The sequence below is a fragment of the Planctomycetota bacterium genome, from assembly GCA_016207825.1.
Classification (GTDB): Bacteria; Planctomycetota; MHYJ01; order JACQXL01; family JACQZI01; genus JACQZI01.
On record JACQZI010000016.1, the window covers coordinates 1 to 18,289 of the forward strand.

General features: G+C 48.6%; 12 protein-coding genes and 1 pseudogene. 4 read left to right on the forward strand and 9 right to left on the reverse strand.

The window, feature by feature from the left end; genetic code table 11:
* Nucleotides 1–416 precede the first annotated feature (416 nt).
* On the forward strand, nucleotides 417–743 hold the full coding sequence (locus HY811_06970) for a hypothetical protein (GenBank protein MBI4834542.1): 327 nt from the start codon (nucleotides 417–419) through the stop codon (nucleotides 741–743).
* 141 nt (nucleotides 744–884) lie between these two features.
* On the opposite strand, the pseudogene gatD reads toward HY811_06970, so the two are convergent.
* Both gatD and HY811_06980 read right to left on the reverse strand, forming a co-directional pair.
* Nucleotides 885–2,265 (reverse strand): annotated as a pseudogene (gene gatD, locus HY811_06975) (Glu-tRNA(Gln) amidotransferase subunit GatD).
* Between the two features lies 1 nt (nucleotide 2,266).
* Nucleotides 2,267–3,055 carry an FKBP-type peptidyl-prolyl cis-trans isomerase gene (locus tag HY811_06980; protein ID MBI4834543.1) on the reverse strand — a complete coding sequence of 263 codons (789 nt, stop codon included), beginning with the start codon at nucleotides 3,053–3,055 and terminating at the stop codon, nucleotides 2,267–2,269.
* 319 nt (nucleotides 3,056–3,374) lie between these two features.
* Between HY811_06980 and HY811_06985 the strand changes: the two genes are divergently transcribed.
* Genes HY811_06985 through uvrB form a run of 3 tightly spaced genes read left to right on the forward strand, consistent with a single transcriptional unit; the run spans nucleotide 3,375 to nucleotide 7,184 of the window.
* Nucleotides 3,375–4,253: a bifunctional riboflavin kinase/FAD synthetase gene (locus HY811_06985; protein ID MBI4834544.1), complete on the forward strand. Its 879-nt coding sequence runs from the start codon at nucleotides 3,375–3,377 to the stop codon at nucleotides 4,251–4,253.
* 25 nt (nucleotides 4,254–4,278) lie between these two features.
* Nucleotides 4,279–5,172, forward strand: coding sequence for a HEAT repeat domain-containing protein (locus HY811_06990; GenBank protein MBI4834545.1), 894 nt, complete (start codon nucleotides 4,279–4,281; stop codon nucleotides 5,170–5,172).
* Between the two features lie 41 nt (nucleotides 5,173–5,213).
* Nucleotides 5,214–7,184 (forward strand): excinuclease ABC subunit UvrB, encoded by a 1,971-nt coding sequence (gene uvrB, locus HY811_06995; GenBank protein MBI4834546.1) that lies wholly within the window; start codon nucleotides 5,214–5,216, stop codon nucleotides 7,182–7,184.
* Between the two features lie 130 nt (nucleotides 7,185–7,314).
* Here uvrB and HY811_07000 read toward each other — a convergent pair whose 3' ends face one another.
* The 7 genes from HY811_07000 to HY811_07030 all read right to left on the reverse strand — a co-directional run bounded on the left by HY811_07000 (nucleotide 7,315) and on the right by HY811_07030 (nucleotide 17,058).
* Nucleotides 7,315–8,898: an FMN-binding glutamate synthase family protein gene (locus tag HY811_07000; GenBank protein ID MBI4834547.1), complete on the reverse strand. Its 1,584-nt coding sequence runs from the start codon at nucleotides 8,896–8,898 to the stop codon at nucleotides 7,315–7,317.
* 14 nt (nucleotides 8,899–8,912) lie between these two features.
* Nucleotides 8,913–9,590, reverse strand: coding sequence for a (2Fe-2S)-binding protein (locus tag HY811_07005; protein MBI4834548.1), 678 nt, complete (start codon nucleotides 9,588–9,590; stop codon nucleotides 8,913–8,915).
* Nucleotides 9,587–12,766 carry an FAD-dependent oxidoreductase gene (locus tag HY811_07010; protein MBI4834549.1) on the reverse strand — a complete coding sequence of 1,060 codons (3,180 nt, stop codon included), beginning with the start codon at nucleotides 12,764–12,766 and terminating at the stop codon, nucleotides 9,587–9,589. The genes HY811_07005 and HY811_07010 overlap by 4 nt, the downstream gene beginning before the upstream one ends.
* The gene (nuoE, locus tag HY811_07015) at nucleotides 12,729–13,256 is read right to left on the reverse strand and encodes an NADH-quinone oxidoreductase subunit NuoE (protein MBI4834550.1); all 528 of its coding nucleotides are present in this window, start codon (nucleotides 13,254–13,256) and stop codon (nucleotides 12,729–12,731) included. The genes HY811_07010 and nuoE overlap by 38 nt, the downstream gene beginning before the upstream one ends.
* Before the next feature lie 69 nt (nucleotides 13,257–13,325).
* Nucleotides 13,326–13,601 carry a hypothetical protein gene (locus HY811_07020; GenBank protein ID MBI4834551.1) on the reverse strand — a complete coding sequence of 92 codons (276 nt, stop codon included), beginning with the start codon at nucleotides 13,599–13,601 and terminating at the stop codon, nucleotides 13,326–13,328.
* Between the two features lie 390 nt (nucleotides 13,602–13,991).
* Nucleotides 13,992–15,341, reverse strand: a complete 1,350-nt coding sequence (locus HY811_07025; GenBank protein MBI4834552.1) for a sigma-54-dependent Fis family transcriptional regulator — start codon at nucleotides 15,339–15,341, stop codon at nucleotides 13,992–13,994.
* 1 nt (nucleotide 15,342) lies between these two features.
* Nucleotides 15,343–17,058 (reverse strand): hypothetical protein, encoded by a 1,716-nt coding sequence (locus HY811_07030; protein MBI4834553.1) that lies wholly within the window; start codon nucleotides 17,056–17,058, stop codon nucleotides 15,343–15,345.
* Between the last annotated feature and the right edge of the window lie 1,231 nt (nucleotides 17,059–18,289).

An 18,289-nucleotide genomic window follows, 5' to 3' on the forward strand; every position in this document is an offset into this window, starting at 1 on the left:
TAGGATACCTCCTTAGTTATATAGTGATACGGCATTACTAATCATGGGATATATACCCTGTGGACTTGGGATAGGTATCCTGTGATGCAGTGATACGCCGTCTGTATAGCCCTAATATCCCCAGAGTATCCTTGGGATACCTACGGGCATGGATATTCCTATTCCTTCCATTGCTCATGTCAGGGACGTGCATATAACATTACGAGCTCGGTTTACATATCCTTACCTGTGCCGACGAAACCAGCTAAATATTTGACTCGGAAGTTATAGTTTGTAAAATAACCATTAAGAACTCATTAGGATTAAAAGCCTATAGCAGGGCATTTTATAAAAAGCGAACCTAACATCTCAGGAAAATAAAGAGTTGCGGTGTGTGGGGAGCATCCTCTCTGCCAGGTTAATTAAGTAAGGGGTCTATGGAAGTTCAAAAGAAACAAAAGATGCTAAGATTTATTCTGTTGGTGGGTGGCGGTTTAATCGGCGCGTTGCTGGGCGGTCTTTATCTTTATATTAATGATGATAAACTCATGAGTTTACCTCGTGATAGTTTTCAAAAAGATATATTTGTGCTGAGAGGAAGTCTAATATTTATTTTGGTCACTTATAATATCGGATATTATGGCATGAAATTCTTCGGCTTTAAGGAACAGGCGGAGGAGATAAAAGAGGCTAAAAAATGGCGCACATTGATTTTAAATATTTTAATGGTAGTTGTGTTTATAATGTCATTTTTCTTCAAGTGATTTGAATTCCAATCAAATCTGGGGACACCCTCCTGCCCCTCACGGTACGACCTACTGGCTGCGGCGGGCAAGCCCGCCTAACGGCGAGACTCCGCCATAGCTACGCAATACTGATTTTCCCTGTTTGCTATACGGTATCGCTTATTTCAAATGGCCTGAAATGTAGGCGCTGACCTCGGGCAAACCGCCCTGGAGAATCAGATAGCCATCGTGAGGTTCGCGCTCGGTTATTTCGTGCGCAATCGGAGTGAGCATCATCTCTTTCGCCTTCTTCTGGTCGGTGGTGTGGCCCAAGACCCAGCAGAGTTTCATATAGGCAACTTCCGGCAACATATTATCGCAGGGGATAATCCCAAGGTCCAATAAATCCCTGCCCGTATCATATACATACATCTGGACATAGCCCCACAAGGTCTGGACCGTCATCACCACGGTAATCCCTTTATCCACCGCTTTCTTTAACGGCGCATACAAGGGCTTGTTGACGTGGCCCAAACCCGTCCCGGCAATCACGATTCCCTGATAGCCATTATCAATCAGCGAATCTATCATATCCGGCTTCATATTGGGATAATAATAAACAATGGCGACCTTCTCGTTAAAGGCGGTATCTATCTTGACCTTCCTGTCGTTCCGGCGGCGCTTGTAATTATCCGTAAAGAACTTAAATTCGGTGGGTGAAACAAGCCCGATGGGAATATTCCCGATGGTGCGGAAGGTGCTACGGTAACTCGAATGCATTTTTCGGACGCGCGTGCCGCGGTGCAACAAGCAATACTGGTCGCTGGTGGGCCCGAACATGCAGACCATAACCTCGGCGACATCGCTATGGGCGGCGGTGCGGACGGAATTTATGAGGTTCAGCGCCGCGTCGCTTGACGGGCGGTCGCTGGAACGCTGGGAACCGACCATAACTATCGGCACAGGCGAATCCTGCACCATGAAAGAAAGTATCGCCGCGGTGTGGTGCATGGTATCAGTTCCGTGCCCTATCACAATTCCGGCGGCGCCGTTGGCAATTTCTTTCCCGATTGCCTGGGCAGTGCCTATATACTGTTCCGGCCCCATATTCTCACTGAAGACGCCGAAAAGCTTTATGGTTTTAAGATTACAGATATCGGCAAGTTCAGGTACGGCCCCGTATAATTCTCCCGGAGTGAATGCCGGAATCACCGCACCAGTCCGGTAATCAAGGCGCGAAGCAATCGTTCCACCTGTTCCCAAAAGGGTTACGTAGGCGGTATCGGTCGGACTTAAAATTTTCCGGTATTTTATAGATGGCTTCCTTAAATCCTTTTTCCTCTATCGAGGTGATATTGGCGATATTAAGCCCGGTGTTATAGCCGGAACGGAGTTTCAAAACGATATGCTCGTCATCCGCGGTTTCCGAACGCGGCAGGATAATACCGATAAATTCGCCTTTATTGGTATTGACAACGACATCGCTCCAAACCTTGACGTTGAACTCAATCAGTTTGGCCTTCGCCCTGCCTTTATAACCTTTGTAAATATTGTCCGCCATATTATTTCGTTACGATTTCCAAAAGCTCAACTTCGAATATAAGCATTGTATTAGGACCTATCGGACCGCCCGGCCGCGGATTCATTCCGTAAGCAATATTAGAGGGAATAAAAAGCTTGTATTTACTGCCAACATTCATCAGCTGCAATGCCTCAATCCACCCTTTGATTACCCCGCCGACCTGGAATTCAGCCGGAACCCCTCGGTCATAAGAACTGTCAAAAACCGTGCCGTCAATCAAAGTCCCGCGGTAATGGACGCGAACCGTATCGGTCAGCTTGGGCTGTGGGCCATCGCCTTTCACCAGGATAACATACTGCAATCCACTGGCCGTGGTCATCACGCCTTCTTTCCCTTTGTTTTCCGCCAGGAACGCCTCGCCTTCCTTAAGATTTTTCTCGGCTAATTCTGCCATCTGGGCGGATGGCGGCGGTTGCTTGCTTTGTTGCCTGGCTACCCATTCATTCCTAATTGCCATTGCTTCTTCCTGGCTAATAACCGGCTTGTTGCCTTTGAGGAAATCGTCCACTCCCTGACAGAACGACTGGAAATCAACTCCTTTATCCAACTGCTTAAAATTGCCCCCTATTTCCAATCCGTAAATATAACTCAGTTTCTCCTCATACGTAGTCAATGCTTTCTTCGGCTGGGTCTCAGTTACGCCAGGTGTTGCCGTATTAGGCGTCGGGGCAGGTGGAGCATTCAACCCACTCTGTTTCTGACTGCTTACATATAACAATATAACCCCGATAAAAACCACGATAGCCAATGGTAATATTAGCTTATTCATTTATAACCCTTTCAATATTTATTAAATAACTAATATTAATCCAAAACCGACCCAGAATCAAGTTAAAAAGACCATAAAATCTCACTGAGCAAAACGACCGGAAGACAAACACCCCGCTCCGCGGGACCCCGATTAATAGGGAGTCCCCGAAGGGGGCGAATAAGAACGAATTAAAACCCCGAACGCTTTCGGGGTAATATTCGTCCCACCCGCCTGAACGATTCCTTCGGGCAGGTTCGTGTAATTCGTGTTAAACTACAAGAAAAGAAATGTATTGACTTCGGCTCGAAATAAGAATAATATACGAAGTTTAATACTTATGAAAAAAGCTATCATTACCTGGGGGATATTTGACGGGATGCACCGCGGTCACCAGCAGCTTATCAATAAAGTAGTCGTATGGGCAAAGAAAGCCAGGGGTACTCCGCTTGTCCTCACCTTTTACGAGCATCCGGATAAAGTCCTGCTGGATAAACAACCACCCACCCTGACCTCGCTTGAACACCGCTTTTCACTGCTCCGGAATAGTGGAATAAAGGAAATCATCGCCTTGCCATTCGCCTCTGGACTACGCAATCTTTCACCTGAAGCCTTTGTACGCGATATACTTTTGAACTGGCTTAATATCTTTGGACTGGTCGTTACCTCTAACCTTCGTTTCGGGAAAGACAAACAAGGCAACCTCGCACTGTTAAAGAAGCTCTGCAAAAAATATCATCTAAACCTAAAAACCATCCAACCGGTTTATTATAAGGATAAAATCATCAGCAGCACCAGAATACGCCAAGCGATAAGCCAAGGAAATCTCAGGGAAGCAAAGGCAATGCTCGGGAGGCCGATTACCCTGATGGGCACGGTGGTCACGGGAAGCGGACGTGGCAGGAAACTCGGCATCCCTACGGCAAACCTCGATTTGCACCACGAAATCGCGCCGCCCAACGGAGTCTATACGGGCCGCGCGCGCGTTAACGGCCATTACCTTAAAGCCCTGACCAATATCGGCACCAGACCCACTTTCGATAAAGGCAAGAAAGTGATTGTGGAAGTCCATATCATAGGATTAAAATCCTATAATAACCTTTACGGCAAGACCGTGGAGTTAGAACTAATCAGGAAAATACGTGGGGAAAAGAAATTCCGTAACGCCGCGGAACTCTTGAGGCAGATAGAAAAAGATAAGAAATACTGCTCAAAATAAACCACAAAAAACACAAAGAGGAAATATGAAAAAACGTTTAATGCTCGTGTTGGTGCTGGTCGGAATGATTGGATGCGAAACTACCATAACTGAAGAACCGAAGAACCAAGAAACTAAAGAACCAACAACGCAAGATTCCCCACTAACAACCAACATCCAACAACTAATCACTAATCTGGGCTCAGACGACTGGGAAACACGGGAAAAGGCGCAGAAAACTCTGGAAAACTGGCCCAGAGAAAAGCTGGATGAAATAGAACCGCCAATTAACAAAGCCGCTCAAAACACCAACCCTGAAATTCGTAACCGCGCTAACAAAATCCTCAGGGCAATAGCGGTTAGAAAACGGGTTGAGTTTTCCCAAGAGTTATTAACTGAATTCCCAAATATATACTCAGATTTTTTCTTATTTGATTCTCATGCCAAATTTGAAGTGATTGAAAAAATACTCTATAATAGAACTCTCACTAGCAAAGGGAAATATACGGAAATCACCACCAATGATATTATTGGCCTTATCAACGAAGTCCTTTTAGATAATGGGATAGGATTAAACAGAGACGAAAAGACAAACATTATCAACCTGTGTCGCGGGGACCGGTGGAACGGTGAATTAATAAAAGAATCATCAGCGTCATTAAGGAAACTACTAAAGGATGAGGATTGGCTTGTGCGTAGCTATACTGCCATAACCCTTGCTAATCTCGGCGATAAAGAATCTATTCCCTTAATACATAACCTGATTAAGGATGAATCTCCAGCTGTGCGCCGCGAAGCTGTTCATGCACTAGGTCGATTAGACGACAAAGAATCAATCCCTGAAATAAAGAAACTATTAAAAGACAAAGATAAAAATGTTCGTGAACAAGCCCTCAAAACGCTAAAAGAACTTGGGGTGGATGTCGAGGAAAATAAATAATCCTATTGTCTTTGTGCCTTAGTGTCTTTGTGGCAGAACATATGACAGAATTTAAACTGACAACCAAGATGACCCCCAAAGGCGACCAGCCACAGGCTATCAAGAAGCTTACCGAAGGCATCAATTCCGGGCTCCCCCACCAAACGCTCCTGGGCGTGACCGGCTCAGGCAAGACCTTTTCCATGGCGCACGTCATCCAGAATACAGGAAAACCAACGCTCATTATTTCCCATAATAAAACCTTAGCCGCCCAGCTCTACTCCGAATTCAAGGAATTCTTCCCCAATAACGCCGTCCATTACTTTGTCAGCTATTACGATTATTACCAGCCTGAGGCATATATCCCCCAGCGCGATATCTATATAGAAAAGGACGCCTCCATCAATGAGAATCTCGACCGCCTGCGTCTAGCCGCCACGAGCGCCCTTCTTTCCCGCCGCGATGTCATTATCGTTGCCAGCGTCTCCTGCATATACGGCCTGGGCTCTCCCGAAGATTACGCCCAAATGGTCGTATCCATAAAAATCGGGGATAAAACCGCGCGCGAATCCATCATGAAACAGCTGGTCGATATCCTGTATGAACGCAACGAAACGGTCTTAAGCCGCGGCAATTTCCGGGTGCGCGGAGACACCATAGAAATCTGGCCCGCGTATGACGAGCATGTCATCAGGATTACCATGGATGACGACAAAATCGCCACTATCAGCCAGACCAACCGCCTGACCGGCGATATCATGCAATCATTCGAATCCGTGACTATTTTCCCGGCAAAGCATTTTGTCATGCCTGAAGATAAAATAAAGCGCTCAATACAATCAATCAAGGACGAGCTTAAAGTGAGACTGGCGGAACTGAAGAAGCAAAATAAGCTGGTGGAAGCCCAGCGCCTGGGCGCGCGGACGAATTACGATATCGAAATGCTCCTTGAGGTCGGTTATTGTAAAGGGATAGAAAATTATTCCCGCCACTTAAGCGGCAGAAAACCGGGAGAGCGCCCGTTCACTTTGATGGACTTCTTCCCGAAAGATTACCTCGTATTCGTGGATGAATCGCACGTGACCATCCCGCAAATAAGAGGCATGTATTTCGGCGACCGCTCCCGCAAGGAAACTCTTGTGGAATACGGATTCCGCCTGCCATCAGCCTTGGATAACCGCCCGATGAAGTTCGCGGAATGGGAAGCCATGGTCAAGCAAATGGTCTTTGTCTCTGCCACGCCCGGCGATTATGAAGCGGAGAAATCCAAAGACAAGGTGGTCGAACAGATTATCCGCCCGACCGGATTGGTTGACCCGGCGATTATCGTCAAGCCCACCGAAGGGCAGGTGGCTGACCTGACCAAACGCATACAGCAGAGAATAAAGAACAAGGAACGCGTGCTGATAACGACGCTGACCAAGCGGCTGGCAGAAGATTTAAGTTCCTATATGCAGGAAAAAGGCATTAAGGGCAGGTATCTCCACTCTGAAATAGAAACCATCGAACGCGTTAAGATATTGAACGACTTACGGAAAGGCACATTTGACGTCCTGGTCGGGGTAAACCTCTTGCGCGAGGGATTGGATTTGCCGGAGGTATCGCTGGTGGCAATCATGGACGCGGATAAAGAAGGATTCCTGCGCTCGGAGACATCGCTCATCCAGACCGTCGGCAGAACCGCGCGCAATGTCAATGGTGAGGTAATCCTGTATGCGGATAACATAACCGGCTCCATGAAGCGCGCCATGGCGGAAACCGACCGCCGTAGGAAAATACAGCTTGACTTCAATAAAAAGAACCATATCACGCCCAAGACCATCAAGAAAGCAATACTGGAAGGAATAGAACAGGCAGAGGAATCCAAAAAGATTGAGGCGCAGGCGTTTTCATTTGATATCTCCCAGTATGAGGGAACGGAGCTGGTAATGAAGCTGGAAGAAGAGATGCTCGAGCACGCCAAGAAACAGGAATTCGAGAAGGCCGCGGAAATCCGGGATTTAATTGACGAGCTTAAGCGCAAGAAGAAATAAACGCAATGATTTCAAGACAGGCCATCCATCAAATCTCCACAAAAACAAACTGCTCCGCCCGGCTTGCTGACGGAGCAGTTTTAAAACCTATTAAAAACCCCCATGTACCACATAGGGTACATGGTTAAAATTAAGACTTAATTATCTTTTCGGCTTCGGCTTTATCGACATCCATGACATAAGTAATGCCGCTGATTTCTGTTGCTTCGCGCGTTAAGGACATAATATCATCGCGGGAGATATTATCCAGCGTGAATTTCCTGCAACCGGCCATCAACTGGCGCAGGCCCTGTGCCAGCCTTTCATAATAGGTGTAAAGGCCGATGGCGCCAGCGGGCATCTTCTCGAATTCCGCATCACCCAGTTCTTTGCGCAGGTTAGCGGCCGTCACGAAGATTTCATCTTTGCTTGAGCCGAACCTTTCCACATAAACCGGCAGCTGCTGCTCATCAATCGCCCGGCCGATATTCTTGCCTACCATCGCCGCGGCTATCGGAGCGCGTGCCATGCCGATCATCTTGACAAACGGGGCTCCCATAGCCAGCCCCTTGAAAATCTGGTCTTCAAAGCTAAAGCCGCCGTTTACGGCAATCGCCGGGAGATATGCTTTCTTTTCAGCCAGCATCTTGGCATACTTATAAACGAGCGAGTGCAGCTCAACCGGTGGAACGCCCCATTCATTCATCATCTTCCACGGGCTCATTCCGGTGCCGCCGCCTGCCGCGTCCACGGTCAGGAGGTCGATTTTATATTTGGAGGCGAATTTCATGGCCAGAGCCAGTGCGGCCGGGCGATAAGCGCCGGTCTTCAGGAAGATATACTTGGCGCCTGCCTTACGCAACTCTTCCACGCGCTGGGCAAAACCTTCTTCGGAAACCATGCCGACCCTTGAATGGCGCTCGAATTCCTTAAAGGCGCCTTTATCATACGCCCGGATGACGTTCGGATCTTTCGGGTTGGGCAACACGACATAACCACGCTCGTAGAGCATCTGGGCCTTCTTCAAATCCCGGATTTTCACTTCGCCGCCGATATTCTTCGCGCCCTGCCCCCACTTTAGCTCCACGCAGGTCACGCCGAGCTTTTCAATGGCGTATTCCTGGACGCCCAAACGTCCGTCTTCGACATTCGCCTGGACAATAATGGCACCGTAACCGTCACGCTGGCTATCCGTATAAAGTTTTACCCGGCGTTTTAAATCCACGGTATCCATGACGCGCCCGTTCTTTATGACGGACTGCGGGTCCATGCCGACGACGTTTTCGCCGATGGTCAGGGGTGTGCCGGAAATAGCCGAGCCGATTGCTAAACCTTCCCAGTTATTCTTGGCGATATCGGTCGAGCCGATGCCGGAAATCACCCACGGATATTTAAATTTTAGACCTTTATCATGGCCGATGGCCAGCTCAAGCTTGACGTTCGGGAAAATCGCCTTGTCGCTATCCGCTTCGATTCCCTGCGCGCCGATGACGCCGCTGATGATATTAAAGTGGGAATAATCTACCGGATATGATTTTTCCCCGGCCGAAGTGATGACGCCAAAGGGCTGCGGATAGATGACTTCATGCCCCCGGTAGGCGGATTTACCGATTTCGCACATGCCGATGCACCCGTCCACGCATGTTACGCACATGCCGGATGCCGGGATGACCGAGCCTTCGGTCCTGTTTTTGGTCAGGGTGGCCGCTGTTGCATTCGTCTTAGAAAGTGACATATTCCTCCTCCTTTTTAATCTTTCTTTATTTCACAAGCCACACAAGGTGACATATAACACATCATATCATCAAACTTTTCCTTTTCCAGACAGGGCGGTTCCAGATTGGCGCATCCGCCGCAAATCGCTTTATCCGGCTGGTTATAAGTGCACCTGAGCTGGCAGGCCGGACAAACATACATGCATCCTCCGCACAGGCGGCAGACTTCAGATTTGATATTAAATGGCGTATTGATAGTCCGCTTATTGCCGCGCCCGTTAAACCCAATTGCCTGCGCCGCCATCTGCTCCTTACACATCCGGACGCACAGCCCGCAGAGTATGCAGGTTTCGTGTTCCTGCTTGAACCTTTGCTGGCGCACGCCGTAAGAAGAAGCCAAATCCTGAATCTGTTTGGATTGCGGGCAGGAACCGAGCAGGAGTTCGATGACTATCCGCCTGGCTTTAATCACCCTTTCCGAAGCGGTACGGACTTTCAAGCCTTCCTCAACCGGATAGGTGCATGAAGAAACGAGTTTGGCTCTCGGCCCTTCCCCGATTTCCACCACGCACAGGCGGCAGGTACCGTAAGGAGAAAGCCCATCCATATAGCAAAGCGTGGGGATAGGAAACCCCAGGAACCTGGCGGCTTCCAATATGGTAGTCCCATTTTCCACCTGGACAGCAACGTTGTTAATTTTTAAGTTAATCATATATCAGAACTCACTAATTCTTTCTCTTTATTAGGTTTAGTATCATCATTTTTCTTTACCAGCTCCAATTCGCACCTCAAGCAGCGCCGGGCTTCCTTGACCGCTTCCTCTTTGGTCAGGACGCAATCCACTTCCTTAAAGCTGCCCTGGCGCTCCTTTACCGGAATGACCGGAACTTTGGCGCGCTTGGCGGTAAGCATTTCTTCTTCTGATATTTCAACCGCATCGATATATATCGAGGGACGGGTCAGTTTATATTCCCTTGCCACCGGCTTTTTCTGGAGATACTGGTCAATTGATTCGGCCGCAACCTTGCCGGCCGCCATCGCTTCGATAACTGTGCTCGGTCCGGTGACCGCGTCGCCTCCCGCAAAGACGCCTTCTTCATCGGTCGCCATTGTTTCCGGATTAACCGTGATGGTCTTGTTTTTGGAAACCAACCTCTTTAACGAAGGCGTATCCATAAATGATGGGTCGGCTTCTTCACCAACCGCGACCAGTAGCGTATCCACCGGAATCTTAACTTCGGAATTGGGAAGCGGAATGGGTTTCCGGCGGCCACTTTCATCAAAATCGCCCAACTGCATCTTGGAACATTCCAACTCAACTAGCTTGTTATTTCTCGTGATAATACGCACCGGGGCGGTCAGCAATAATATTTTAATGCCCTCTTCCAGGGCACTCTCGATTTCCTCTTTCAAAGCCGGCATTTCGGCCTTGGTGCGCCGGTAAATGATGGTTACATCCGCGTTCAAGCGGGCCGCCGTGCGCGCCGCGTCAATCGCGGCATTGCCGCCGCCGATAACCCCGACATTTTTCCCGATATTGGACTTGATGCTCAGATTGACTTCTCTTAGGAAATCTAGCGCATCAAGCACGCCTTCGGCGGTTTCGCCGTTAATTCCCAAATGCTTCCCTTTATGGGTTCCGGTCGCGATAAATATCGCGTTGAAACCTTCCTTTTTCAGGCTGTCTATCGTAATATCTTTTCCTAAACGGCAGTTGGTCTTTATGGTCACGCCTAATTTCTTGATAGACTCAATATCCCGGTTAAGGATATCTTTCGGCAGCCTGTATGACGGGATGCTGACGGCCAACATTCCACCTGCTACGGGTAGCGCTTCGAAAACCGTCACGCCGTAGCCTTTAATCGCCAGCGCCCATGCCGCGGCCAGTCCGGCCGGACCGGAGCCGATAACCGCCACCTTCTCCTTCTTCTGTGCAGCGGTTTTTGGCTTGTAATTATATTTTTCCTTATAACCGTTATCAACGGCAAAACGTTTTAAGGCGCGGATGGCAACGGCCTCGCCCGCGTCGCCGGCACGGCATTTTATCTCGCAAGGATGCGAGCAAACCCGGCCGCAAACGCTGGGCAAAGGATTATCCTTCATCACGATATCATAGGCCTCTTTGAAACGCCCGTGAGCAATCAAGGCCGTATAAACCGAGGCCTCGGTACCGATGGGACAGATATGCTGGCACGGGGACGAAACCAGTTCCTTGCAGACCCCGGCCTGGCATCTCTTTTTGGTAATGTGATTTTCATATTCGCTCTGGAAATAACGCAGGGTGCTTAATACGGGATTAGCCGCTGTCTGTCCCAGGCCGCACATGGTCGTATCCTTGACCACCTGCGCCAGTTCCTTTATCAAATCTATCTGTGAAAGCTTGCTCTGCCCTTTGGTGATATCCGTAACTATTTCCAGCATCCTCTGGATACCTTTGCGGCAGGTATAGCATTTGCCGCATGATTCATCCAAAAGGAACGTGAGGAAATATTTGGAGATGTCCACCATGCAGGTATTTTCATCCATGACAATCATGCCGCCCGAGCCCATGATAGAGCCGACCTCGGCAAGCTTTTCATAATCCACGGGCAGGTTAAGCATATTATTCGGGATGCATCCGCCTGAAGGACCGCCGGTCTGGACGGCTTTAAACTGCCGTCCCTTGGGAATGCCGCCGCCGATATCGAAAATAATCTGGCCCAAGCTCGTCCCCATCGGGATTTCCACGAGTCCCGTATTGTTTATCTTTCCGACCAAAGAGAAAATCTTGGTGCCCTTGCTCTTTTCCGTGCCGATAGCGGCAAACCAATCGGCGCCCTTGTTAATGATAATGGGAACGTTCGCCCAAGTTTCGACGTTATTAATATTAGTGGGTTTCCCCCAAAGCCCTTTCTGCGCCGGGAAAGGCGGCCTCTGGTGCGGTTCGCCGCGCTTGCCTTCGATGGATGCAATCAAGGCGGTTTCTTCCCCGCAGACAAATGCGCCTGCCCCACGGTTTATCTGGGCATCAAAGCTGAAATTACTCCCTAGAATATTCTCGCCCAGCAATCCGTATTTGCGGGCCTGTTCGAGGGCGATTCCGACATTCTGGACGGCCAGCGGATATTCGCTGCGCACATAGAAAAATCCTTTTGACGAACCGATAGCGAAAGCCCCTATAAGCATGCCTTCCAAAACAGAATGCGGATTTCCTTCCAAGACGCTCCTGTCCATATAGGCGCCCGGATCGCCTTCGTCTCCGTTACATATAATGTATTTGACGTCGCCTTTTGATTTGCGGCATAAATCCCATTTAAGGCCGGTCGGGAATCCGGCGCCACCGCGCCCGCGCAGTCCGGATTTCCTCACTTCCTCTATCACCTTTTCAGGGGATGATGAAGAAAGGACCTTTGCCAGGGCCGAATAACCACCGATGGCAATGTAATCCTCAATGCTCGTCGGATCGATTACGCCGTTATTACCCAGAATCAATCTCTGCTGGCGGTTATAAAACGGCACGTCTTTTTCGTAAGTCACTTTCTTGCCTGTCGAGGGGTCGACATAAAGCAGGCGTTCTATGACCTTTTTATTAGCGATTGTCTCGGAAACGATTTCTTCGATATCCTCAACTTTTATATTCTGATAAAATATTCCTTCCGGCTTAATCACACTGATCGGGCCTTTCTCGCAAAAGCCGTGGCAGCCGGTCATCTTGACCTTGACTTTTTTCTCGAGCTTGTGGAAAGCGATAGCCTTGTTAAAAACATCCACCACGTTTTCCGCTCCCCAAGCACGGCAGCCGGTACCCGCACAAATGGTACTATATGTAATATCATATTCCCTTTGTCCGGCCAGTTTTAACCTTAATTCATCAAGCGCTTTGAAGTTTTTTATCTTTGTCATATTCATTTCTTTTCTTTATTTGTTTACTCTTTCGCATTTCTTCTATCAGCAGTTTAACTTTGGATTTAGTGGCATGCCCGTGGTAAACGCCGTCAATCACCACGACCGGACCTAATGCACAGGCGCCCAGACAATTGACTGTTTCAAGGGTAAACATTTTATCAGGAGTGGTTTCCCCCGGCTCCACACCGAGTATTTTCTGCAATTCATCCACCAGGCGCGGTGCGCCGCGGACGTGGCAGGCCGTGCCCAGGCATGCGGTGACGATATGCTTGCCCCTGGGCTTAAGGCTGAACGCCTTGAAGAAAGTCGCCACCCCGTAAACATCGGTCAGGGGAAGCCGCAGCTTTTGGGCGACATCGCGGATGGATTCCTCGGAAAGCCAGTTATTTTCCGACTGGATATCCTGTAACAGCGAAATCAACACATCTTTCCTGCCGTTATACCTCGCCATCAGTTTTTCAATCAGTTTCCCGTTGGTGTCTTTCGTAGTCATTCAGGCCCCCCTTTCTTTCTCGGCGCGAAAACTAAGAAGCTAACTATTCAATAATCCTTTAACAATCCCTTATCTGTATTCTTCGCAATGGCAGATTCCGCCTTCGGGTTGGGGACGGTTGCAGGTCTCGCGGTTTTCGCAATTCATGCAGAGCCCTTTATACTGGCGTGAATTCTTTTCCATCATTGCATTTGGGTTTGAAGCAAGATTCAGTCCCGAGCCACCGGGAAGACATTCATATTCATTGCAGTGTTGCACCGGTTTATCCGTTGAATTATGAAGGGAACACTCCGGGATATTCTTGCAGTTTACACACAAATCTTTACGTTCTGCAGCTTTTGTCATATATAGTAGCCTCCTTTTCTTTATTAAGGGACATTGGTGGCTACGCTTTTTCCATAACTGGAAATTCAGCCGCACGCTTCTTTCCTTACTCACTCCGCGGAGTTCTCCCGGAGAGAGCGAAGGTTCTGATGGGTCTTCGCTCTCCCCTAGAAAGGAGATTTGGGAATTCAGCGTAGCGTGCTTATCCCCGATTATTACCTACAATATAGCAATTAGCGTGCCAAGAATGGGAAAAACAGGCTCACTTTGCGGACTGACTATTGAACTGCCAGAAAATCAAGAAGTTAGATATGATCGCTAAAATACTGGCAAAATATTATTATTAAAATTATAGTGAGTCTGGCGGGGAAATTCTCCCCGGCTGGGGAATAACAACCCGGTGATAGGGGTTTATTTGGGCAGCCTGTCGCGCAGTGTTTTCCTGTCAATACCGAGTATTTCAGCGGCTTTGGTTTTATTGCCTCCAACGCTTGACAGGACATTCTTGATGTATTCTGATTCCATTTGGGACAATGTCTTGGTGGGCTTTGTTTTAACTGAATCAGAAACATTCAAGGCTGAAAACCTCATCAAGCTCGGCAGATCAGGAACGCCGATGGCATTACCGTCCGTCATGACCACCATTCTCTGGATTACATTTTCCAATTCCCGGACATTACCCGGCCAGTGATAGTTTTTAAGCACCTGTAAAGCCTCGTCGGAAAAAGTGGGGACTGTCTTGCCGCTTTCACGGGCGAACTTAGCGATAAAATGGTTTATCAAAAGCAAAATATCATCGTCCCGCTCCCTTAACGGAGGCAATTCAATCATGATGATATTCAGGCGGTAAAATAAATCCTCCCGGAAGATATTTTTCTTTACCAGCGCCTGCAAATCTTTATTGGTGGAAGAGATTATCCGGATGTTCACTTTCCTTGACTGGCTGGAGCCTATCATGCAGACTTCTTTTTCCTGAAGGACCCTCAAGAGCTTGACCTGCATGGCCGGGGTGGTCTCGCTTATTTCATCCAGAAAAATCGAGCCCCCGTCCGCGGTCTGGAAAAATCCGAGGCGCGATTCCGTGGCGCCGGTAAAAGCGCCCTTGACATAACCGAAAAGCTCGCTCTCCAACAGGGTTTCCGGTATCCCGCCGCAATTTACCGGGATAAACGGGGCTGAGGCTCGTGAACTGCTGTAATGAATCGCCCGGGCAACCAGCTCCTTGCCCGTCCCGCTTTCCCCGAAAATCAGGACCGTGGCGGTGGTAGACGCGGCCTTGCTGATGGCGCTAAATACTTTTTGCATCGCTTCGGATTCTCCGATAATACCCTGCGGGGTGCGCGGCGTGCAATGGCCCTGTCCCAGTGCGGTCTTTCTAATGCGCAATTTATCCAGGGTCCGGCGCACGGCCGATGATAATTCATCATCCGTAAAAGGCTTGGAAAGGTATTCTTCGGCGCCGGTCTTCATCGCCTCGACCGCGCCGTTAATGGAAGCGTATCCGGTAATCATCATTACCTCGGTTTCGTGGGAATTTTCCCGGATATGTTTTATCAAATCAAGCCCGTTCGCGCCGGGCATTTTAAGGTCGGTAATCACCAAATCCAGCGGGTTATCTTCGAAAATGGTTATTGCCTCACGGACGTTCGGTGCGGTAAAAACCTGGTAGCCCTGGCTTGTCAAATTACGGCGCAATAACTCCAGGGTGTCCGGAGCATCATCCACCACCAAAATACTTTCTTTTACGACTGCTGTTTCCATACTACTCTTCGACTCCTTCGGTTGAGGTAAAATCATCTATGGGAAATCTCACTTCAAAGCAGGCTCCTTTGTCCGGCGCGCTTTTGACATTTATCGAGCCGCCGTGCGCGGCAACAATCCCGTGGACGACCGAAAGCCCCAAACCCGTTCCCTGCCCCACTTCCTTAGTGGTAAAAAACGGAATAAAAACCTTTTTAATCGTATCGTCGCTCATACCGACACCGGTATCGGAAACGGTCAGGAGCACGTGCTTGTTGACCGCCTCGGTCCGGACGGTCAAAGCGCCGCCTGAAGGCATCGCCTGGATGGCATTCACCACTAAATTGACCAGCACCTGGTGCAGTTGTGAATGGTCGGCGACGATATCCGGTATTTCGCTGTCGAATTCGCGGATAAGCTTCACGCCTTCTTTCTGGCAGCGCGATTCCAGGAAATAAAGCCCTTCCTGGACGACCTGATTAAGGTTAACACGCGATTTCCTTATCGGCATCTGCCGGGCAAAAAGCATAAGCTTCCTTATCACTTCCCTGGTATGCAAAGACGCCTTGATTATTTTTTCTATATCCTGCGCGGCCTGCGCGGGCAAGTCCGGACTTTTTGCGGCAAGTTGTGCAAAGCCGAGTATATCGCTCAAGGGCTCGTTTATTTCATGTGCCACACCGGCGGAAAGCTGGCCGATGGTGGCTAACCTATCCGCATGGCGCAATTGTTCCTGGAGCCTTATCCGGTCATCTTCGGCATAACGGCGTTCTATCAAAAGGGCAATCTGGCGCGCAATAGTATCCAAAAGGCTCTGTTCCTCCCTAAGAAAAAGCACCCTTTCTGTTTCGCCCGCCATTTTAGTGTAAACGACTTCAATCGTTCCCCGTTTTTCCCCGCGGACGAAAATAGCCGAATAAAGTTTCCGGTCAGTTTCCGCGAAATTCATGGTGGAATATGCCTTGCCGTCAAGCACAATCCTGCCTGAAGCGGTATCCGGGTATTGGAAGGCCGGCGGCAATAAATTCACGATTCCCTGAAGAATGCCGTCAAGCGAAAGATTAAGCTGGCTGACCAGCCCGGCAATTCCGTAAAGGCAGGTTAATTCCTTAACACGCTCCCTCAAGGCAGCCTGGGCACGCCGATTGGCGATGGAAACACCCAGTATCTGGCCCACCTGTTCATATAGTTCTATATCATGCGGCTTAATATGGTCAGAAGGCTTGCATTTTAACTGGAGTATGCCGCGGTTTTTCTCATCTATGATAAACGGAATCATTGCCATGGATTGGCAATTGTCTTCCAACGATTTTTTATTCTGTTCCCCGCAAACAACTGGCGTTTTCAAATCCTTCCCGGCGTTGCCTGTCCAGAAACTGCCGTGCTTGGTGAAAAAAGGCAGTGCCGGATTGAAATTACCGCTGAAGAGGTCGTTAAAGAGCTTGTCATCCACGGTGTTTTCCGGGGATTCGTAGACGAACTCACCTTTTTTATCCTGGTGGACCGGGAAGGTTTCAAACTTAAAAGATTCTTCCGGATGAAACCGGGCGGCGAAGCGGTAATACATCGGGCCTTCTGTCACGCGTAATTCGACCGTGTCGCACGCGGAAAAATTAAGGAGAATCCTGGCTATTCCCTTTAAGAATTCTATGCGTGGAACACCCCTCAAAGCATAGTCTAAAATCCTGCGTGATAAAGCCCAGAAATCACTAAATTGATGATTCTTGGATTCCTCCATAACCAGCCTTATTGTAACAATAATCGGCAATATGTCAACAACAATATGCCGACACGTTTTTGGATAAGCTAACTGATTTGATTGGTTAAAATGAAAGAGAGCAACCAAAAGACCGCCCCATCCTCACTACTCACTACCCACCTCAAACGTTAGCATCATTCAGGCATCCCACATCTGCAATAAAAACATAATCATGCGTCCCCCGACGGATGTCGGGGGTCCGCGGTAGTGTCGGGATATGCATTTACCCCTAACTGACTTTTACCTCAAGGAACAACCGCGGAACGTCCTTGTAAAAGGGCCCGTTCTCCTTGCGTAGTAGAACGGAGTCCCGATTCTCGGGGACGAAATCCACGTAACTCGCTCCGCCCGAAGTAAAGCGATTTAGCTTTATATCCTCGTTTATTAATTACAAGCAGGCTAATTATCAGAAGTATTTACTGCGGAAAGAATCATATCAATCTGAATCCTATAAACTTTGGAACGGCTAAAGATTTCGCACCCTACCGGATAAGTAATCTACCCCCTCCCTACCCGTATACCCTATACCCCCTGCCATACCCCTATCCGGAGTATCCCGAACCCGGAAAGGGAGTATATGGATTTTCTATCCGGAGGGAATAAAATAGCCTGAACCACCCGGAGCCGGTATCACCACCCCCTATACCCACCTACCCTATACCCCCCTCCTAACCCCTATCCGGACCGGTCAAAGCACTTGGAATAGGGGGTGCGACGGGAAATCAAATTAAACTAAGTGAGAACAGAGAAAATTGGAAAAGTGCGCCGTACAACATAAGAAAATCAAGGGTTACAAGCAGTGGGAAGCGTCCCTCGCATACCTGATAGCGTATTCGCCACAGGTTATGGCATTGAAGCCCCGAGTTATGGCATTAAAGCCCCGAGTTGTGGCATTACTGCCAAAGGTTGTGGTCTTAAGGTTACGAGTTATAACCTTGAGGATATGAGTTATATTCAGTTGAATATAGCTTATATTCCGGTGATTATAACTAGAAGCGGTTTCATAAGTTCTTTCAGGAGTTAAATCCCCCTTAATTCCGCTTTGACAAAGGGGGAAATAGGGGGATTTTTGCTTTGTTGAATAATTATTTTGAGGAGTGATATAAAAGTTAAAGTAAAACAGGGTCATAGACGAAAATACTTGTAGAGAACAGTATTTTTATAAGGAGAACCCGTCTATGACCCCTGATTTATTATGTGAATCGGCAAA

Coding starts and splice junctions, on each gene's coding strand:
- HY811_07000 (MBI4834547.1), bottom strand. CDS start 8,898: ATGTCACTTTCTAAGACGAATGCAACAGCGGCCACCCTGACCAAAAAC.
- uvrB (MBI4834546.1), top strand. CDS start 5,214: ATGACAGAATTTAAACTGACAACCAAGATGACCCCCAAAGGCGACCAG.
- HY811_06980 (MBI4834543.1), bottom strand. CDS start 3,055: ATGAATAAGCTAATATTACCATTGGCTATCGTGGTTTTTATCGGGGTT.
- HY811_07005 (MBI4834548.1), bottom strand. CDS start 9,590: ATGATTAACTTAAAAATTAACAACGTTGCTGTCCAGGTGGAAAATGGG.
- HY811_06990 (MBI4834545.1), top strand. CDS start 4,279: ATGAAAAAACGTTTAATGCTCGTGTTGGTGCTGGTCGGAATGATTGGA.
- HY811_07010 (MBI4834549.1), bottom strand. CDS start 12,766: ATGAATATGACAAAGATAAAAAACTTCAAAGCGCTTGATGAATTAAGG.
- HY811_06985 (MBI4834544.1), top strand. CDS start 3,375: ATGAAAAAAGCTATCATTACCTGGGGGATATTTGACGGGATGCACCGC.
- HY811_07025 (MBI4834552.1), bottom strand. CDS start 15,341: ATGGAAACAGCAGTCGTAAAAGAAAGTATTTTGGTGGTGGATGATGCT.
- HY811_06970 (MBI4834542.1), top strand. CDS start 417: ATGGAAGTTCAAAAGAAACAAAAGATGCTAAGATTTATTCTGTTGGTG.
- nuoE (MBI4834550.1), bottom strand. CDS start 13,256: ATGACTACGAAAGACACCAACGGGAAACTGATTGAAAAACTGATGGCG.
- HY811_07020 (MBI4834551.1), bottom strand. CDS start 13,601: ATGACAAAAGCTGCAGAACGTAAAGATTTGTGTGTAAACTGCAAGAAT.
- HY811_07030 (MBI4834553.1), bottom strand. CDS start 17,058: ATGGAGGAATCCAAGAATCATCAATTTAGTGATTTCTGGGCTTTATCA.